Raw genomic sequence first — 17,780 nt, forward strand, 5'->3', positions numbered from 1 at the left:
CGGACTGACATTCAACACTGATGTCGACTGATGTACCGCAATCGCGAGCAAGCTCGCTCCCACAGGGTTTATCGGTGTTCTCAAGCTCCGGAGCAGCCCACTATTCAGCGACGTTCGATTGGCACGAACTTGCGCTGTTCAACGCCGACATACTCGGCGCTCGGACGGATGATGCGGTTGTTGGCGCGCTGTTCGAACACGTGTGCCGCCCAGCCGGTCAGGCGCGAGCAGACGAAGATCGGGGTGAACAGCTTGGTGGGGATGCCCATGAAGTGGTACGCCGAGGCATGGTAGAAGTCGGCATTCGGGAACAGTTTCTTTTGCTCCCACATGGTCTTGTCGATGGCTTCCGAAACCGCGAACAACACCTTGTCGCCCACTTCGTCGGCGAGTTTTTTCGACCAGCCCTTGATCACCTCGTTGCGCGGATCGCTGTCCTTATAGATCGCGTGACCGAAGCCCATGATCTTGTCCTTGCGCTCAAGCATGCCGAGGGTGCCCTTGATCGCCTCTTCCGGCGATGAGAAGCGCTCGATCATTTCCATCGCCGCTTCGTTGGCGCCGCCGTGCAGCGGGCCGCGCAGCGAACCGATGGCCGCCGTGATGCAGGAATACAGGTCGGACAGGGTCGAAGCGCACACCCGGGCGGTGAAGGTCGAGGCGTTGAATTCGTGTTCGGCGTAAAGGATCAGCGACACGTTCATCACTTTGACGTGCAGCTCGCTCGGCTTCTTGTCGTGCAACAGGTGCAGGAAATGGCCGCCAATGGACGGCTCGTCCGTCACGCAGTTGATGCGTTTGCCGTCGTGGCTGAAGCGATACCAGTAGCACATGATCGCCGGGAAGGCGGCCAGCAGGCGGTCGGTCTTGTCGCGTTGTTCGGAGAAGTCTTTCTCCGGCTCGATGTTGCCCAGGAACGAGCAACCGGTGCGCATCACGTCCATCGGGTGGGCATCGGCGGGAATGCGTTCCAGCACTTCTTTCAGCGCTTGCGGCAGGTCGCGCAACTTGCTCAGTTTGCCTTGATATTCGGCGAGCTGGGCCTTGGTCGGCAGCTCTCCGTAGAGCAGCAGGTACGCCACTTCTTCGAATTGTGCATCTGCCGCCAGTTCGCGCACGTCGTAGCCGCGATAGGTCAGCCCGGCACCGGCCTGGCCCACGGTGGACAGTGCGGTTTGCCCGGCAACCTGGCCCCGGAGCCCGGCGCCACTGAGTACTTTTGCTTCGGCCATTGTTGTCTCCAGTCTTGTATTTGTCAGGGAGTACGGTTGCGGCTTACTTCTTCGCCGCAAACAGCGCGTCGAGCTTCTGCTCGAAGGTGTGGTAATCGATGCGATCGTAAAGCTCCATGCGAGTCTGCATGGTGTCGATGACATTCTGCTGGGTGCCGTCGCGGCGGATCGCGGTGTAGACGTTTTCCGCGGCCTTGTTCATCGCGCGGAACGCCGACAGCGGATAGAGCACCAGCGACACATCGGCACCGGCCAATTGTTCGGTGGTGTACAGCGGCGTCGAGCCGAATTCGGTGATGTTGGCCAGGATCGGCGCTTTCACGCGGTTGGCGAACAGCTTGTACATCTCCAGTTCAGTGATGGCTTCCGGGAAGATCATGTCGGCGCCGGCCTCGATGCACGCGGCGGCGCGCTCCAGTGCCGACTCCAGACCTTCAACGGCCAGCGCGTCGGTGCGGGCCATGATCACGAAACTGTCGTCGGTGCGGGCATCCACGGCCGCCTTGATGCGGTCGACCATTTCCTGCTGGGTCACGATTTCCTTGTTCGGACGGTGGCCGCAGCGTTTGGCGCCGACCTGGTCTTCGATATGGATCGCCGCCGCGCCGAACTTGATCATCGACTTCACGGTGCGGGCCACGTTGAACGCCGAGGCACCGAAACCGGTGTCCACGTCCACCAGCAGCGGCAGGTCGCAGACGTCGGTGATGCGGCGCACGTCGGTCAGCACGTCATCCAGGCCGGTGATGCCCAGGTCCGGCAAGCCGAGGGAGCCAGCGGCTACTCCGCCACCCGAGAGGTAGATCGCCTTGAAACCGGCGCGCTTGGCCAGCAGCGCATGGTTGGCGTTGATCGCGCCGACCACTTGCAACGGATGTTCGCTGGCGACCGCATCGCGGAAACGCTGGCCTGGAGTGCTCTTGTTGGAACTCATGACTCACCTCGTTCAGTGGCTGTCTGGTTGTCGGCGCCGTCCTGGTAATGACGGGCGATGTTGCGTTTCGAGGCGCCGATGTGGCGGCGCATCAACAATTCCGCGAGCTCGCCGTCACGGTCGGCGATGGCATCGAGAATCCGGTGGTGTTCGGCAAAGGCCTGGCGCGGGCGGTTGGGCGTGGTGGAAAACTGGATGCGGTACATGCGCACCAGTTGATACAGCTCGCCGCAGAGCATCTGGGTCAACGTGCGGTTGCCGCTGCCCTGGATGATCCGGTAGTGAAAGTCGAAATCGCCTTCCTGCTGGTAGTAGCCGACGCCGGCCTGAAACGCGGCATCGCGCTCGTGGGTTTCCAGCACCCGGCGCAGTTCGTCGATGTCTTCGACGCTCATGCGCTCGGCCGCCAGACGGCAGGCCATGCCTTCGAGGGATTCGCGGATTTCGTAGAGTTCGAGCAGTTCGGCGTGGCTCAGCGAGACCACCCGTGCACCGACGTGCGGCACTCGAACCAGCAGGCGCTGGCCTTCGAGACGATGAATCGCCTCACGCAGCGGTCCGCGACTGATGCCGTAGGTACGCGCCAGTTCCGGCTCGGAGATCTTGCTGCCGGGGGCGATTTCGCCTTTGACGATAGCCGCCTGGATGCGCCGGAAGACGTTTTCGGACAGGGTTTCCGAATCGTCGCCGCTGATGACCGGGGGATCGAGTTGATCCAGCATATTGTCGACACCTTTAAATCCGATGCGGCAAAAACTAGCGAATCAGTCCGTACCAGTCAAAGGAAAAATAAAGATTGTCGACAATCGTCTAATAACACGCGTCGTCCACCCCAAGGGGTTATAGACCCGCTCGGGCGCTGGCGCCATTAAACCACCGTGCTAGAATGCCGCCGCATTTGCGGGTCACTTGCACGGCTTGTCATAAAAAGCTGATAGGCACACGAAGGCACGTGCAGACAGGATCTCCTGATGCCGTGGCCCTGAACCGAGAACGGAACGCTGCTCGCCAGGATTTATGAGACTCAAGCCCTTCCCTACCTTTTTCTATCTGTTTTGCCTGCCCGGCCTGGCTGTGGCGGGGGAAAAGACTGTGTACGGCCTCAACGAATACGCTGCGCTCGACGGGATCAACCTGGAAGTGGCGGCGAAACTCGACACCGGCGCGAAAACCGCCTCCCTGAGCGCACGCGACATCAAACGCTTCAAGCGAAATGGCGAGTCCTGGGTGCGCTTCTACCTGGCCATCGACGCGGCGCACTCGCACCCGATCGAACGGCCGCTGGCCCGGGTCAGCAAGATCAAGCGCCGCGCCGGCGACTACGACCCGGAAGAAGGCAAGAAGTACACCGCGCGCCCGGTGATCGAGCTGGATATCTGCATGGGTTCGGCGATGCGCAGCATCGAAGTGAACCTGACCGACCGCAGTGCGTTCCAATACCCGCTTTTGATCGGCTCCGAGGCGCTGAAACGCTTCGATGCGCTGGTCGATCCCAGTCTTAAATACGCTGCCGGCAAACCTGCCTGCGCCATCGCCGCTCATACCGCCGAGTAATGTCCATGCGTTCTTTAACCTTCCACCTGAAAATCCTGATCGCCATCCTGGTGCTCCTGGGCATTTCGGTCACGGCCTATCAGATTTTCGTGCTCGGCATCCCGGTGACCGAAGACGCCACCGACGACTTGTGGAACATCGACGCCAAGGTCGAGTTCGTCGCCAGCACCAAGGATCCGGTGAAGATCCAGATGTTCGTGCCGCCCCTGAGCCGCGATTACGTCAGCCTCAATGAAAGCTTCATCTCCAACAACTACGGCGTGGCGGTCAACCGTGTCGACGGCAACCGCAAGGTCACCTGGTCGGCACGTCGGGCCAAGGGCAACCAGACCCTGTATTACCGCCTGGTGCTGACCAAGCGCTACACCGCCGAAAAAACCAAGGTCAAAGGCCCGACCTTCCGCGACAGCATGGCCATCGAAGGCCCGGAAAAAATCGCCGCCGAAGCCCTGCTCGCGCCGATCCGCCAGCACTCGGCCGACGTCGAGACCTTCATCGGCGAAGCGATCAAGCGTGTCAACAATACCAACGACGACAACGTGAAACTGCTGCTGGCCGGTGATCCGTCGACGCCGCACAAGGCAAAGATCGTCGAACTGCTGCTGTCCATCGCCCACGTTCCGGTGGAAAAGGTCCACACCATCCGCCTCGTCGCCGATCAGCCGCAAACCCCGGAACTGTGGCTGCGCAGCTTCAACGGCAATGATTGGCTGTACTTCAACCCGGAAACCGGTGAACAAGGTCTGCCGAGCGACCGCCTGCTGTGGTGGACCGGTGATGAAAACCTGATCACCATCGACGGCGCGAAGAAGGCCAACGTGACCTTCAGCCTGAACAACAGCGAAATGAACGCGATTCGTCTGGCCAAGCTGACCGACGAAAACACCGACGCCAACTTCCTCGAATACTCGCTGTACGGCCTGCCGCTGCAGACTCAGCAGACGTTCATGATCATGGTGATGATCCCGATCGGCGTGCTGGTGATCCTGATCCTGCGCAACCTGGTCGGTCTGCAGACCCTGGGTACGTTCACCCCGGTACTGATCGCCCTGGCCTTCCGCGAGACGCAGCTGGGCTTCGGCATTCTGCTGTTTACCGTGATCACGGCGCTGGGGCTGTCGCTGCGCTCGTATCTGGAACACCTGAAGCTGCAAATGCTGCCACGGCTGTCGGTGGTGTTGACCTTCGTGGTGGTGTTGATTGCAGCGATCAGCCTGTTCAGTCACAAGCTCGGTCTGGAACGCGGTCTGTCCGTGGCGCTGTTCCCGATGGTGATTCTGACCATGACCATCGAACGCCTTTCGATCACTTGGGAAGAGCGCGGCGCCAGCCATGCCCTGAAAGTGGCGATCGGCACCTTGTTCGCGGCGTCCCTGGCGCACTTGATCATGACTGTTCCGGAGCTGGTGTACTTCGTGTTCACCTTCCCGGCGATCCTGCTGATTCTGGTGGGTTTCATGCTGGCCATGGGTCGTTATCGCGGTTACCGCCTGACCGAACTGGTGCGTTTCAAGGCCTTCCTGAAGAAGGCTGACGCCTGATGTTCGGTTTCTGGAAGACCTGGAAGGCCCTGGAAGCCCGGGGCATCATGGGCATCAATCGGCGCAACGCGGACTACGTGCTCAAGTACAACAAGCGCAGCCTGTACCCGATCGTCGATGACAAGATCATCACCAAGGAACGCGCGATCAAGGCCGGCATCCATGTGCCGGAGTTGTATGGCGTGATTTCCACGGAAAAGGAAATCGACAGGCTCGACGAGATCATCGGCGGGCGCAACGACTTCGTGATCAAGCCGGCCCAGGGCGCCGGCGGTGATGGCATCATCGTCATCGCCGACCGTTTCGAGGGGCGTTATCGCACCGTGTCGGGCAAAATCCTCACGCACGAAGAGCTGGAGCACCATATCTCCAGCATCCTCACCGGCCTGTATTCGCTGGGCGGACACCGCGACCGGGCATTGATCGAATACCGGGTGACCCCGGACCAGATCTTCAAGAGCATCAGCTACGAAGGCGTGCCGGACATCCGCATCATCGTGCTGATGGGCTACCCGGTGATGGCCATGCTGCGGCTGCCGACCCGGCAATCCGGCGGCAAGGCCAACCTGCACCAGGGCGCCATCGGCGTCGGTGTCGATCTGGCGACCGGCCTGACGTTGCGCGGCACCTGGCTGAACAACATCATTGCCAAACATCCGGACACCACCAACGCGGTGGACGGCGTGCAACTGCCCTACTGGGACGGTTTCATGAAGCTCGCCGCCGGTTGCTACGAGTTGTGCGGGCTGGGCTACATCGGCGTGGACATGGTGCTGGATCAGGAAAAAGGCCCGCTGATTCTGGAACTCAATGCGCGGCCCGGGCTGAATATCCAGATTGCCAATGACTGCGGCCTGACCTCGCGCACCCATGCGGTGGAAGCTCACCTGGAGGATCTCAAGACCCGCGGCGTGACTGAAACGGTTGAAGAGCGCGTGGCGTTTGCTCAGGAATTGTTCGGGCATATTCCGGCGGTCGAGGGCTAACTCCTGTGGCGAGGGAGCTTGCTCCCGCTCGGCTGCGCAGCAGTCGTGAGCCGGCAGACACGATCACTTTGACAGACCGAGCCACTGAATCCCGGCCTGCTTTGCAGTCCAGCGGGAGCAAGCTCCCTCGCCACAGGTTGCTCGTCAGCCGCTGTCGATCTGCCAATCCCCGACATCCCCTCTAGGAGCAATTCCCCGAGGGGACTACAATCCCCACCCCGCCTCGATGGCCGATCTGCCCCGCCCATGTTGACCTGTTCCGTACACCCGCTGCCCTACTGCGCCAACCCCGCCGGTTATTTCGCGGCAATCCGCCATGCGCCCGGCGCCGTGCTGCTCGACAGCGGCCGGCCCGCTGCCGATCGTGGCCGTTATGACTTGCTCAGCGCCTGGCCGCTGGAACAACTGGCGGTGTTGCCCGACGAACGTGGCGACGATTTCCTGCAACGCTTGCGGGACAATCTGGCGCGCCTTGTTGAGGCACAGTTGCCTGCGGAATACGAGCTGCCCTTCGCCGGTGGCCTGATCGGTTATCTGAGTTACGACTTCGGCCGGCATCTGGAAAACCTGCCGAGTCAGGCGCTGGATGATCTGCAACTGCCGGATGCACGATTCGGTCTGTACGACTGGGCCTTGATCAGCGACCACCGGAAAACCACCAGCCAACTGGTGTTCCACCCGTCGGTCAGTGCCAGCGAGAAGCAACGGCTGATCGACCTGTTCAGCCAACCGATGGCCGCCGAACTGACGCCGTTCAAACTGAACACGCCGATGACTGCCGACCTCTCGGCCGACGACTACCGTCAGGCAATCGAACGCATTCATCAATACATCCAGGCCGGCGACTGCTATCAGGTCAACTTCGCCCAGCGTTTCCGCGCACCGTGCCAGGGCGATCCATGGTTGGCTTATTGCGCGTTGCGCGAAGCCTGCCCGACGCCGTTTTCCGGGTTCCAGAACCTGCCTGACGGCAACGCGGTGCTGAGCCTGTCGCCCGAGCGCTTCGTCAAAGTCAGCCGACGTCAGGTGGAAACCCGCCCGATCAAGGGCACCCGCCCCCGTGGCGCGACTCCGGCACAAGACGCCGCCAACGCCGCCGAACTGCTGGCCAGCCCCAAGGACCGCGCGGAAAACCTGATGATCGTCGACCTGTTGCGCAATGATCTGGGCCGCACTTGCCGCATCGGCTCCGTGCGAGTGCCGGAGCTGTTCAGCCTGGAAAGCTATCCGAATGTGCATCACCTGGTCAGCAGCGTGACCGGTGAGTTGGCGCAGGATCGCGACGCCCTTGACCTGATCGCCGGCAGCTTCCCCGGCGGCTCGATCACCGGAGCCCCGAAGATCCGTGCGATGCAGATCATCGACGAACTGGAGCCGACCCGGCGCGGCCTGTATTGCGGCTCATTGCTGTACCTGGACGTGCGCGGCGAAATGGACAGTTCCATCGCCATTCGCAGTCTGCTGGTGAAGGATGGGCAGGTGTGTTGCTGGGGCGGTGGCGGGATCGTCGCCGATTCGGACTGGCAGGCGGAATATCAGGAGTCGATTACCAAGGTGAAGGTTCTGCTGGAAACCCTGCAGGGCCTGTAGACCTGATTGTGCCGTGCGAGCCCGAACTCTGGCGGCCCGACCTGGACCGTGCAGCGCAGAGGCCGCCCCGGCGGGCGTTGCTTTTTGTTAACATCGCCGCCATATAGAGCGCCCAGCGCCACCGACCTGTAGGAAGCCGCCTGATGAGCCCAACGTTCGACGTCGTGGAACTCGCCACGACCTATGCCAACAAATCCGCCCAGGACATCCTCAAGCTCGCGTTCGCCGAGTTCGGCGATGACCTGTGGATATCTTTCAGCGGCGCCGAGGATGTGGTGCTGGTGGACATGGCCTGGAAGCTGAACAGGAACGTCAAGGTGTTCAGTCTCGACACCGGCCGTCTGCACCCGGAAACCTACCGCTTCATCGATCAGGTGCGCGAGCACTACAAGATCGACATCGAAATCGTCTCGCCGGACTACACGAAACTCGAACCGTTCGTGAAGGAAAAAGGCCTGTTCAGTTTCTACAAGGACGGCCATGGCGAATGCTGCGGCATCCGCAAGATCGAGCCACTGCGCCGCAAACTGTCCAACGTCAAAGCCTGGGCCACCGGCCAGCGTCGCGACCAGAGCCCTGGCACCCGCAGCGCGGTGGCGGTGATGGAAATCGACAGCGCGTTCTCCACCCCGGAGCGCACGCTGTACAAGTTCAATCCGCTGGCACAGATGACCAGTGAGGAAATATGGGGCTACATCCGCATGCTGGAGCTGCCGTACAACAGCCTGCATGAACGCGGCTTCATCAGTATCGGCTGCGAACCGTGCACCCGCCCTGTGCTGCCGAACCAGCATGAGCGCGAAGGCCGCTGGTGGTGGGAAGAAGCGACCCAGAAAGAATGCGGGTTGCATGCGGGAAATATCATCAGCAAGGGGTAAACCGCTCGCCCCGAAAGTGTCTCTTCCGGACATGAAAAATGTGTACACACGAATGTCACCATCGGTGCCATTTATGTGTGCACTTTTCGTTTCTGCGCCCTGAAAAGTTACATCACGCTCACCGAGCGATCCCTTCCGACGCCCACCCGAATTCCCCCCAAAAAATAAATACCTGTTCAAGCGGTCAATTTATATCGTCTGCATTTCAGCAACTTAGCGCCATTCAATAACTTTTCGTAATCAACCGCGATTTTCATAGATCGCTGGCTGGCACAGATCTGGCTTAGTGCATACATGTTTTGTATACAAAACTGCAGAACATGAATACACACTTTCGATCCGCAAGCCTGAAGCGCCCTATCCCGTACAGGCTGCAGATGCCCCGTAACCAGTGATGTCTGCTGGCCGCGACGAAGATTTGTCGAGCCTCAAAGCTCATGCACAGTCATCGCGGCCCCTGCACATCAGGAGCCTGCCGGAATGCGTACAAGTCTCTCCAACAATATCGCGCTGAATCTGCCCGCCTCTGCCCCCGACCAGCCAATGCCCGACACTGGCCAGGTCGAACCGCTCGAATTGAGCCCCCGCCTGCACAACAGCGACCTGGCACCGACCAAGGTCGAAGGACGGCGCTGGGGCAAATACAGCATCTTTGCCCTGTGGACCAACGATGTGCACAACATCGCCAACTACTCGTTTGCCATCGGTCTGTACGCCCTGGGCCTGGGTGGCTGGCAGATTCTGCTGTCGCTGGGGATCGGCGCCGCGCTGGTGTATTTCTTCATGAACCTGTCGGGCTACATGGGTCAGAAAACCGGGGTGCCGTTTCCGGTCATCAGCCGCATCAGTTTCGGCATTCACGGGGCGCAGATTCCTGCGCTGATCCGGGCGGTCATCGCCATTGCCTGGTTCGGGATTCAGACGTATCTGGCGTCGGTGGTCTTTCGCGTGCTGCTCACGGCGATCCATCCCGGCTTCGCCGACTACGACCACGACTCGATCCTCGGCCTGTCGAGCCTGGGCTGGGTGTGTTTCGTGGCGATCTGGTTCGTGCAACTGGGGATTCTGGCCTACGGCATGGAAATGGTCCGCCGCTACGAAGCCTTCGCCGGGCCGGTGATTCTGCTGACCGTCGCCTGCCTTGCCGCGTGGATGTACACCCAGGCCAACGCGACCATTGCCTGGTCGATCCGCGAACCGCTGACCGGCGGCGAGATGTGGCGCAACATCTTTGCCGGTGGCGCACTCTGGCTGGCGATCTACGGCACGCTGATCCTCAACTTCTGCGACTTCGCCCGCTCTTCGCCGTGCCGCAAAACCATCAAGATCGGAAACTTCTGGGGCCTGCCGGTCAATATTCTGGTGTTCGCCGGGATCACCGTCCTGCTGTGCGGTGCGCAATTTCAGATCAACGGGCGGATCATCGAAAGCCCGACCGAAATCATCGCCTCGATCCCCAATACGTTCTTTCTGGTGCTCGGTTGCCTGGCGTTCCTGATCGTTACCGTGGCGGTGAACATCATGGCCAATTTCGTCGCCCCGGCTTTCGTGCTCAGCAACCTGGCGCCGAAGTACCTGACCTTCCGCCGCGCCGGGCTGATCAGCGCCACGATTGCCGTGTTGATCCTGCCGTGGAACCTCTACAACAGCCCGCTGGTGATCGTGTATTTCCTGTCCGGCCTCGGGGCCCTGCTCGGCCCGTTGTACGGCGTGATCATGGTCGACTACTGGCTGATCCGCAAAGGCCGGATCAACGTGCCGCAGTTGTACAGCGAAGACCCGAACGGCGCGTATTACTACAACTGCGGAATCAATCTGCGGGCCGTGGCGGCATTCATTCCAGCCGCGCTGATCGCCATCGTCCTGGCGCTGGTGCCGGGCTTCCACAGCGTTTCGCCCTTCTCCTGGCTGATCGGTGCCGGGATCGCCGGGATGCTTTACCTGATCGTCGCCAAACGCCAATCGCACTACGCCGACGTGGACGGAGAAACCATCGCCGTCGACAACGTCAGCCACTGAATCTTTTGGCGGCCCTTTGCCGGGCCGCAGAACCAACCGCAATAAGGACTTCTCATGCGTATTCTCGTGGTCAACGTCAACACCACCGAATCCATCACCCAGGCCATTGCCCGCTCGGCGCAGGCCGTCGCCTCTCCCGGCACCGAGATTGTCGGCCTGACGCCGCATTTCGGGGCGGACTCCGTCGAAGGCAATTTCGAAAGCTATCTGGCAGCCATCGCCGTCATGGACCGGGTGATGGCCTACGACCAGCCGTTCGACGCCGTGATCCAGGCCGGCTACGGCGAGCACGGTCGCGAAGGCTTGCAGGAACTGCTCAACGTGCCGGTGGTGGACATCACCGATGCGGCCGCCAGTACGGCGATGTTTCTAGGCCACGCCTATTCGGTGGTCACCACGCTGGACCGCACCGTACCGTTGATCGAGGATCGACTGAAACTCTCGGGCCTGTGGGACCGCTGCGCCTCGGTGCGGGCCAGCGGCCTCGCGGTACTTGAGCTGGAACATGAACCGCAACGGGCGCTGGAAGCCATCGTGCATCAGGCCGAACTGGCGGTGACGCAGGATAAAGCCGAAGTGATTTGCCTGGGTTGCGGCGGCATGGCCGGGCTCGATGAGAAAATCCGTCAGCGCACCGGGGTGCCGGTGGTCGATGGCGTCACCGCTGCCGTGACCATCGCCGAATCGCTGGTGCGTCTGGGTCTCTCAACCTCAAAGGTGCGGACGTATGCGACGCCGCGCCCGAAAACCATCATCGGCTGGCCAGCACGTTTTGCGCGTTGAATCGCTCTGCCAGGCCCCGGGCTGAAAACTGCTCGATGACAAAATCGACGAACGCCCGGGTCTTGCCCGGCAGCAGTTTGTGTTCGGCGTAATAAATGGAGATGTTGCCGTCGTCGACGTACCAGTCGGGCAGCACTCGCTGCAAGGTCCCCGCTTCCAGATAGCCCACGGCGAAGGGCATGCTCACCAGTGCAATTCCCAGCCCTTGCGCAGCCGTGGCGCAGGCGGCCTGGGAATCGCTCAGGGTCATGCGTGCCTGGAGCGTCAACGGGCGACAATTCTGCGGATTACCGCCGGTCAGTTGCCAGGAGCGCACGCGTCCGGTTTGCGGCGAGCGGATCAGAATACCGTCGTGGTGCCTGAGATCATCCGGCTCGCTGATCACTGGGTGGTTGCGCAGATAGTCCGCCGATGCCACGAGGACTCGATGCGCCGGACTCAACCGGCGAGCGACCACGCCCTGAGGCAATTCGAATCCCCCGCCGATCGCCGCATCGAAGCCCTGCCCGATCAGGTCGACCTGCCGGTTATCGAAATGCCAGTCCGGACTGATCGCCGGGTATCGCCGCAGGAACTCACCCAGCATCGGCACGATATACAGGCAACCGAAGGCCGTACCCATGCTGACTTTCAGCGACCCCGCCGGAAGCCCCTGAACGCTGGACAGATTGGCGACGGCATTCTGAATGGTCGTCAGGCTGCCACTGATCTGACTCAAAAACAGTTGACCGGCTTCGGTCAGCGTCAGACTCCGTGTACTACGCTGGAACAGCCGTACACCCAGCCGCGCCTCGAGCTTCGCCACGCTCTTGCCGACTGCCGCCGGGGTCAGGCTCAAGCGTCGGGCGGCCTCGGCAAAGCTGCCGACTTCGGCGCTACGCACAAAGCATTCGATACTGCTGAAGGTTTCCATGATCCTCACTATAAACTTCTGGTTTACACAGACTATAGCAATCATGGTCTACACGGTTGTCGATGCGAGGCCGATACTCGGCTCCAACCACAAGGCATCCCGCCTTGAAACTTCTGGAGATCGAACATGACCACTCAACACCTCAGCGGTAAAGTCGCTCTGATTCAAGGCGGCTCTCGCGGCATCGGTGCCGCCATCGTCAAACGCCTGGCCGCTGAAGGCGCCGCGGTTGCCTTTACTTACGTCAGCTCCGCCGCCAAGGCTGAGGAACTGCAGAACAGCATCACCGCTACCGGCGGCAAAGCCCTGGCGATCAAGGCTGACAGCGCCGATGCCGGTGCCATCCGCAACGCCGTGAACGCGACCGTCGAAACCTTTGGCCGCCTCGACATACTGGTCAACAACGCCGGTGTGCTTGCAGTCGCTCCGCTGGAAGACTTCAAACTGGAAGACTTCGATCAGACCCTGGCGATCAATGTGCGCAGCGTGTTCATCGCCAGCCAGGAAGCCGCCAGACACATGGGCGAAGGCTCGCGCATCATCAATATCGGCAGCACCAACGCTGACCGCATGCCCTTCGCCGGTGGCGGTGTGTATGCGATGAGCAAGTCCGCGCTGGTCGGTCTGACCAAAGGCCTGGCCCGGGATCTCGGCCCAAGGGGCATCACCGTCAACAACGTGCAGCCCGGTCCGGTGGATACCGACATGAACCCGGCCCATGGCGACTTTGCCGAGAGTCTGATTCCGCTGATGGCCGTCGGTCGCTACGGTACAGCCGATGAAATCGCCAGCTTCGTCGCCTACCTGGCCGGCCCGGAGGCCGGTTACATCACCGGTGCCAGCCTGACTGTCGACGGTGGTTTCGGCGCCTGATTGTTTCGAGTGATCGAAAAACGCCGCCCCTCCTTCAATGGAGGGGCGGCGTTTTTATCTGCGGTCCGGTCAGGCCCAATCGAGCGCCGGCAACCCACAGGCACTTGGCGTGAACGCTTTCAACGTACGAAGAATTCCGTCGGCATGTGCGTATTTTTCATCGGCCATGGCCGCATCCGGAATCGCGATGGCAGTCATGCCCGCCGCTTTTGCTGCCGTCACGCCAAACGGCGAATCCTCGAACACCAGACAATCTTCCGGCGCCACACCCAGGCGGCGAGCCGCGGTGAGGAAAATGTCCGGTGCCGGTTTGGCGGCACCGACTTCCGGATCGTCGGCGGTGACGATGAAGTCGAACAACGCAAACCAGTCGCGGTGCAACGTAGTTTTCTGGCCGAACGACTGGCGCGATGAACTGGTACCGACGGCAATCGGAATGTTGTGTGCCTTGAGGTGACGAATCAGTTCCTCGGCCCCCGGCATCGCTTGCGCGGTGGGAAAGCGCTCGCGCATCAGCGGCTCGCGGATCACCAGAAACTCTTCGGCGGTGATCGGCAGGTCCAGCGCCTCGACCACATAGCGCGCCAGATCGCCGGCCCCGCGCCCGATGATGTTCTGCTTGATGCTCCAGTCGAAAGTGCGCCCGTAACGCTCGGCAATCAGCGAGGTGACCTCGGTGTAAATGCCCTCGGTGTCCAGCAGCAAACCATCCATATCGAAAATCACGGCCTTGATCGGGCCGAACGCCTTCAGCGGTGCATTCATCATCGGATCCGTTATCAAAGACATCCCGGGCGGCATCGGCTGCCGCTGCTCGGATCGGATTAAAGGGTTCAGCAGCATAACGAGCGCGGTCGAGGTTGAGCAACAGCTCAAGGGAGCGAAAGCGCGTCACTCATCATCATCAAAATCCTCATACTCCAGCTCTTCAACATCCCCTTCCCAAAGCGGAACCGTCGCATCATCCATCAACGACCCCGGATCTTCATTCCCCGGATCATTGATAAACGGCAGCCCGCTCGGGCCTTTTTCTTCCTTGCCTGCGGTTTCAGGAGTCATGGTGCACCTCGGGAGCTCAGCGTGTAGACGTTCGAAAAGTATGGTCGCCATACGTTCCAGCGCATTGCATGCGAACACAAAAAACCCGGCACAGGGCCGGGTTTCAGATGCGCTCGGTCAGCGATGACGATATTTGTGTTTGTGCTTGTGGCCGCCACCGGAATGCGACCGTCCACCATCGTCACCCAGACTGTTGCCAATGGCACCGCCCGCCGCACCACCGAGTCCCGCCCCGACAGCCGAGCCGGTGGAACCACCGACACTGTTGCCGAGCACTGAACCGCCGGCCGCTCCGAGGCCACCGCCAATGGCGGCTTCCGTACGATTGCGTTTGTTTGCCCCGACGGCGCTGCCGGCCGCGCCGCCGACACCGGCCCCGACGGCCGCGCCGGTGCTGCCGCCAAGTTGTCCACCGACCACGTTACCCAGTACACCACCCAGACCACCGCCGACCGCCGCGGAACCATCGCCGGCAGCCATGGCGCCCTGGGCCACGAGCAATCCTAAAACCAACGCAGTTAATGTCGATCGCATACAGACCTCACAGGTCCCGGATCGGGACGGTACGCCCGGAGAATGGGCTATACGCAATTGGAGGCGAATTTCGGAAAAACGTTCAGCAACGAAAAGGCCCGGCATATGGCCGGGCCTTTTCAGACACGCATTCGCAATCAGTGACGCTTGTGGCCCTTGGACAGGTTGCTGCCCACTGCGCCGCCCGCTGCGCCACCCAGGCCAGCACCGATGGTCGCGCCATTCTTGCCGCCCAGGCTGTTGCCGATGATCGAACCACCTGCCGCGCCGACACCACCGCCAATGGCTGCTTTGGTACGGGCACCTTTCTTCGCTGCCAAGGCACCGCCGGCCGCGCCTGCTACGCCGGCTCCAATCGCTGCACCGGTGCTGCCGCCCATTTTCTGGCCAACCACGTTACCGAGCGCGCCACCCAGACCGCCACCCAGCGCGGCGGTACCGTCGCCGGCCATTGCACCTTGAGCGACCAGAAGCCCCAGAACCAGAGCAGGCAGAGTTAAACGCATGACGAAAACCTCAACAAAAGGAAGAAAAAAGGGCGCAGATTGAATGCTGTTGCAGCGGCAATGTCCAGCACTGCCGCGCACTTGGCGCCGATTGGACAGCGATTATCAAAAAGGTTTGATGTCAGGCAAAAAAAAGCCCGCTGGGGAGACGGGCTGGAGACTTGCTTTCTAACGGATGGCTTCACCCTACGTAGACGGGTGTGAAAAGTTTGTGAAAGAAACCAGACAAATCCGCAAATTTTGTAGGACAGATCTCTCGGCAATCATTAACAAAAACCCCCGCTCGATGGCGGGGGCTGTGTGGCATCCGGATTACTTCCTGGAACGGGTCGTCACCCTGGGCAAAAACTTTGCCTTGGGCCCTTTAGGAGCCGTGGACTTGATCTTGCCAGTCTGCACCGGATCCTCGCCAAAACCCGCCTGATACTCGGTCTGGCCGCAGCGCACGCAATTGTTGAATGGAAACTCAGCCCCGTCGTCTTCGATGTACGGATCAGTCATTTCTTCGCCCCTTTCAAAAGCGGGCCGATACCGGCAAGACCCTTTTGCCTGAAAAAATATCGACCTCCAAGGCTTTTGAGACTAGCCGGTCATTCCTGGACTTGTGGTTCAGATCGCCTGAACACCGACGAATGGCCTGTCATTCGCAAATCCGGCTCAGCGCAACTTGACCGCCGTACCGGTCGCAAACACCACAACCATCCCGCCCTTCCCCGCCGGCATGCTGATCTCGAAATCCACCCCGACCACGGCATCGGCCTGCAAGGACCGTGCACGTTCCTTGATCTCGTCAGTCGCCTGAACACGCGCCTCTTTCAATGCGCGCTCCAGCGTCTGTGAACGCCCACCAAAAAAGTCGCGCATCCCGGCGAACATATCGCGAATCACATTCACGCCCTGCACCGATTCGGCGCTGACAATGTCCAGATATGCCGTGATCTGCCGGCCTTCGATGGAGTGGGTGGTGGAAATGATCATGGAAGTCGTCCTTTTACATACAGATAAAACCGCGATTGTACCGCCCCGGCAAAATGACACCGAACCCAGCTGAGCAACCAAAAATCCGGACCCCGGAATGCACAAACCCCCTGGTTTCTTTCGAAACCAGGGGGTTTGTTTACATCGAATTTGGCGGTGAAGGAGAGATTCGAACTCTCGATACAGTTTCCTGTATACACACTTTCCAGGCGTGCTCCTTAAGCCACTCGGACACTTCACCGTATCTCTTCAAACATGTTCTGTCTGTCGAGGCGCGCTAATGTAGTCGAAAGCTTTTCCGATGGCAAACTTTTTTTCAGAATTTTCATGCGGTTAAGACATTCAGCCGTTCCTGCGCATTTCGGATCATGGCAAACCGGCCATTCTCCGGTCGGCGAAACCCTCCCATGAAGCGGCGAACCCGCAGCAGCCTGTACAGCAGACGGCAATCGGTGACCGGCAAGTCAGTCACAGTGCTTTACCTGACCGGCGACGCTGGGTAACGTCTGCCCATCTTTCTTATAAGGAATTACGCCATGAGCGACCTGATTGCCTACCACCTCGAAGACGGTATCGCGACTCTGACCTTGAACAACGGCAAGGTCAACGCCATTTCCCCGGATGTGATCGCGGCCTTCAACGCGGCGCTGGATCAGGCAGTGGCGGATCGTGCAATCGTGATCATTACCGGCCAGCCGGGCATTCTCTCCGGTGGCTACGACTTGAAGGTCATGACCGCCGGTCCCAAAGAAGCCGTGTCGCTGGTAACCGCCGGTTCAACCCTCGCCCGTCGCCTGCTGTCGCACCCGTTCCCGGTGATCGTGGCCTGCCCGGGTCATGCCGTGGCCAAAGGTGCGTTCATTCTGCTGTCCGCCGATTACCGCATCGGTGTCGACGGCCCGTTCAGCATTGGTCTGAACGAGGTGCAGATCGGTATGACCATGCACCACGCCGGTATCGAACTGGCCCGTGATCGGCTGCGCCGTTCGGCGTTCCATCGCTCGGTGATCAACGGTGAAATGTTCGATCCGCAAAGCGCTGTGGATGCCGGTTTCCTCGACAAGGTGGTTTCTGCCGAAGAACTGCAAGGTGCCGCCCTCGCCGCAGCGCGTCAGTTGAAGAAGATCAACATGACCGCGCACAAGAACACCAAGCTCAAGGTTCGCAAGGCCCTGCTGGAGACCCTGGATAACGCCATCATCCAGGATCAGGAACACTTGGGCTGAATCCTCTTCAGCTCGGTACAGAAAAGCCCGACCGTCGCGTCGGGCTTTTTCTTACGCGAAACGTTTAAATTTCTGCAGCAGCTCTAGGACGGCTCTGACCGACAAGTCGGAAACATGTGCTTAAACATCGCCTATCTCCTGACTCTATAGCGGCAATTGCCGAAAACAGTGCAC

19 protein-coding genes and 1 tRNA gene are annotated in these 17,780 nt (G+C 60.4%); 9 read left to right on the plus strand and 11 right to left on the minus strand.

All coding sequences use genetic code 11. The features are described 5' to 3' along the window. Positions 1-104 precede the first annotated feature (104 nt). Genes prpC through BBF94_RS05410 form a run of 3 tightly spaced genes read right to left on the minus strand, consistent with a single transcriptional unit; the run spans position 105 to position 2,885 of the window. Positions 105-1,232, minus strand: coding sequence for a bifunctional 2-methylcitrate synthase/citrate synthase (prpC, locus tag BBF94_RS05400; RefSeq protein WP_065258024.1), 1,128 nt, complete (start codon positions 1,230-1,232; stop codon positions 105-107). A gap of 43 nt (positions 1,233-1,275) precedes the next feature. Beyond that, positions 1,276-2,166: a methylisocitrate lyase gene (gene prpB, locus BBF94_RS05405; RefSeq protein WP_065258025.1), complete on the minus strand. Its 891-nt coding sequence runs from the start codon at positions 2,164-2,166 to the stop codon at positions 1,276-1,278. Continuing rightward, on the minus strand, positions 2,163-2,885 hold the full coding sequence (locus BBF94_RS05410) for a GntR family transcriptional regulator (RefSeq protein ID WP_176704423.1): 723 nt from the start codon (positions 2,883-2,885) through the stop codon (positions 2,163-2,165). The genes prpB and BBF94_RS05410 overlap by 4 nt, the downstream gene beginning before the upstream one ends. A 298-nt stretch (positions 2,886-3,183) precedes the next feature. On the opposite strand from BBF94_RS05410, the gene rloA reads away from it, so the two are divergent. From rloA to BBF94_RS05445, 7 genes are all read left to right on the plus strand, one after another. Then, positions 3,184-3,720 (plus strand): retropepsin-like aspartic peptidase RloA, encoded by a 537-nt coding sequence (rloA, locus tag BBF94_RS05415; RefSeq protein WP_065258027.1) that lies wholly within the window; start codon positions 3,184-3,186, stop codon positions 3,718-3,720. 5 nt (positions 3,721-3,725) lie between these two features. Then, a complete protein-coding gene (gene rloB, locus BBF94_RS05420) occupies positions 3,726-5,261 on the plus strand; it encodes an osmotic stress tolerance membrane protein RloB (protein WP_065258028.1) in 1,536 nt (511 codons plus the stop codon). Next, a complete protein-coding gene (locus tag BBF94_RS05425) occupies positions 5,261-6,247 on the plus strand; it encodes an alpha-L-glutamate ligase-like protein (RefSeq protein ID WP_065258029.1) in 987 nt (328 codons plus the stop codon). Before rloB ends, BBF94_RS05425 begins: the two co-directional genes overlap by 1 nt. A 246-nt stretch (positions 6,248-6,493) precedes the next feature. Next, positions 6,494-7,837 carry an aminodeoxychorismate synthase component I gene (pabB, locus tag BBF94_RS05430; RefSeq protein ID WP_065258030.1) on the plus strand — a complete coding sequence of 448 codons (1,344 nt, stop codon included), beginning with the start codon at positions 6,494-6,496 and terminating at the stop codon, positions 7,835-7,837. 143 nt (positions 7,838-7,980) lie between these two features. After that, positions 7,981-8,715, plus strand: a complete 735-nt coding sequence (locus BBF94_RS05435; protein ID WP_065258031.1) for a phosphoadenylyl-sulfate reductase — start codon at positions 7,981-7,983, stop codon at positions 8,713-8,715. A 480-nt stretch (positions 8,716-9,195) separates the two neighbouring features. Continuing rightward, entirely contained in the window at positions 9,196-10,734 is a 1,539-nt protein-coding gene (locus tag BBF94_RS05440; protein ID WP_065258032.1) for an NCS1 family nucleobase:cation symporter-1, read from the plus strand. Between the two features lie 54 nt (positions 10,735-10,788). Next, positions 10,789-11,517, plus strand: coding sequence for an aspartate/glutamate racemase family protein (locus BBF94_RS05445; RefSeq protein WP_065258033.1), 729 nt, complete (start codon positions 10,789-10,791; stop codon positions 11,515-11,517). Here the strand turns inward: BBF94_RS05445 and BBF94_RS05450 are convergent. Beyond that, a complete protein-coding gene (locus BBF94_RS05450) occupies positions 11,486-12,430 on the minus strand; it encodes a LysR family transcriptional regulator (RefSeq protein ID WP_065258034.1) in 945 nt (314 codons plus the stop codon). The genes BBF94_RS05445 and BBF94_RS05450 overlap by 32 nt on opposite strands. A gap of 126 nt (positions 12,431-12,556) precedes the next feature. On the opposite strand from BBF94_RS05450, the gene BBF94_RS05455 reads away from it, so the two are divergent. Further along, positions 12,557-13,303, plus strand: coding sequence for a 3-oxoacyl-ACP reductase family protein (locus tag BBF94_RS05455; protein WP_065258035.1), 747 nt, complete (start codon positions 12,557-12,559; stop codon positions 13,301-13,303). A 69-nt stretch (positions 13,304-13,372) separates the two neighbouring features. Here the strand turns inward: BBF94_RS05455 and BBF94_RS05460 are convergent, their stop codons facing one another. The 7 genes from BBF94_RS05460 to BBF94_RS05490 all read right to left on the minus strand — a co-directional run bounded on the left by BBF94_RS05460 (position 13,373) and on the right by BBF94_RS05490 (position 16,621). Further along, on the minus strand, positions 13,373-14,068 hold the full coding sequence (locus BBF94_RS05460; protein WP_007960113.1) for an HAD-IA family hydrolase: 696 nt from the start codon (positions 14,066-14,068) through the stop codon (positions 13,373-13,375). 126 nt (positions 14,069-14,194) lie between these two features. Beyond that, entirely contained in the window at positions 14,195-14,362 is a 168-nt protein-coding gene (locus BBF94_RS27920; protein WP_176704421.1) for a hypothetical protein, read from the minus strand. A 117-nt stretch (positions 14,363-14,479) separates the two neighbouring features. Further along, complete coding sequence (locus BBF94_RS05470) at positions 14,480-14,896, minus strand: glycine zipper domain-containing protein (protein ID WP_065258037.1); 417 nt, start codon at positions 14,894-14,896, stop codon at positions 14,480-14,482. Between the two features lie 137 nt (positions 14,897-15,033). Next, positions 15,034-15,402 (minus strand): bacteriocin, encoded by a 369-nt coding sequence (locus BBF94_RS05475; protein WP_065258038.1) that lies wholly within the window; start codon positions 15,400-15,402, stop codon positions 15,034-15,036. A gap of 312 nt (positions 15,403-15,714) precedes the next feature. Next, a complete protein-coding gene (locus tag BBF94_RS05480) occupies positions 15,715-15,903 on the minus strand; it encodes a hypothetical protein (protein WP_065258039.1) in 189 nt (62 codons plus the stop codon). A gap of 156 nt (positions 15,904-16,059) precedes the next feature. Next, positions 16,060-16,380 carry a YbjQ family protein gene (locus BBF94_RS05485; protein WP_065258040.1) on the minus strand — a complete coding sequence of 107 codons (321 nt, stop codon included), beginning with the start codon at positions 16,378-16,380 and terminating at the stop codon, positions 16,060-16,062. Positions 16,381-16,531: 151 nt separating this feature from the next. Further along, positions 16,532-16,621 (minus strand) — tRNA-Ser (locus BBF94_RS05490). 295 nt (positions 16,622-16,916) lie between these two features. On the opposite strand from BBF94_RS05490, the gene BBF94_RS05495 reads away from it, so the two are divergent. Next, positions 16,917-17,606, plus strand: coding sequence for a crotonase/enoyl-CoA hydratase family protein (locus BBF94_RS05495; protein ID WP_065258041.1), 690 nt, complete (start codon positions 16,917-16,919; stop codon positions 17,604-17,606). The last annotated feature ends 174 nt before the right edge of the window (positions 17,607-17,780 follow it).

The sequence above is a fragment of the Pseudomonas bananamidigenes genome (assembly GCF_001679645.1).
GTDB classification, from domain to species: domain Bacteria; phylum Pseudomonadota; class Gammaproteobacteria; order Pseudomonadales; family Pseudomonadaceae; genus Aquipseudomonas; species Aquipseudomonas bananamidigenes.

Coding starts and splice junctions, on each gene's coding strand:
- BBF94_RS27920 (WP_176704421.1), bottom strand. CDS start 14,362: ATGACTCCTGAAACCGCAGGCAAGGAAGAAAAAGGCCCGAGCGGGCTG.
- BBF94_RS05480 (WP_065258039.1), bottom strand. CDS start 15,903: ATGACTGATCCGTACATCGAAGACGACGGGGCTGAGTTTCCATTCAAC.
- prpC (WP_065258024.1), bottom strand. CDS start 1,232: ATGGCCGAAGCAAAAGTACTCAGTGGCGCCGGGCTCCGGGGCCAGGTT.
- BBF94_RS05470 (WP_065258037.1), bottom strand. CDS start 14,896: ATGCGATCGACATTAACTGCGTTGGTTTTAGGATTGCTCGTGGCCCAG.
- rloA (WP_065258027.1), top strand. CDS start 3,184: ATGAGACTCAAGCCCTTCCCTACCTTTTTCTATCTGTTTTGCCTGCCC.
- BBF94_RS05440 (WP_065258032.1), top strand. CDS start 9,196: ATGCGTACAAGTCTCTCCAACAATATCGCGCTGAATCTGCCCGCCTCT.
- BBF94_RS05425 (WP_065258029.1), top strand. CDS start 5,261: ATGTTCGGTTTCTGGAAGACCTGGAAGGCCCTGGAAGCCCGGGGCATC.
- BBF94_RS05435 (WP_065258031.1), top strand. CDS start 7,981: ATGAGCCCAACGTTCGACGTCGTGGAACTCGCCACGACCTATGCCAAC.
- BBF94_RS05450 (WP_065258034.1), bottom strand. CDS start 12,430: ATGGAAACCTTCAGCAGTATCGAATGCTTTGTGCGTAGCGCCGAAGTC.
- BBF94_RS05455 (WP_065258035.1), top strand. CDS start 12,557: ATGACCACTCAACACCTCAGCGGTAAAGTCGCTCTGATTCAAGGCGGC.
- BBF94_RS05495 (WP_065258041.1), top strand. CDS start 16,917: ATGAGCGACCTGATTGCCTACCACCTCGAAGACGGTATCGCGACTCTG.
- BBF94_RS05445 (WP_065258033.1), top strand. CDS start 10,789: ATGCGTATTCTCGTGGTCAACGTCAACACCACCGAATCCATCACCCAG.
- BBF94_RS05460 (WP_007960113.1), bottom strand. CDS start 14,068: ATGAATGCACCGCTGAAGGCGTTCGGCCCGATCAAGGCCGTGATTTTC.
- BBF94_RS05485 (WP_065258040.1), bottom strand. CDS start 16,380: ATGATCATTTCCACCACCCACTCCATCGAAGGCCGGCAGATCACGGCA.
- rloB (WP_065258028.1), top strand. CDS start 3,726: ATGCGTTCTTTAACCTTCCACCTGAAAATCCTGATCGCCATCCTGGTG.
- prpB (WP_065258025.1), bottom strand. CDS start 2,166: ATGAGTTCCAACAAGAGCACTCCAGGCCAGCGTTTCCGCGATGCGGTC.
- pabB (WP_065258030.1), top strand. CDS start 6,494: ATGTTGACCTGTTCCGTACACCCGCTGCCCTACTGCGCCAACCCCGCC.
- BBF94_RS05475 (WP_065258038.1), bottom strand. CDS start 15,402: ATGCGTTTAACTCTGCCTGCTCTGGTTCTGGGGCTTCTGGTCGCTCAA.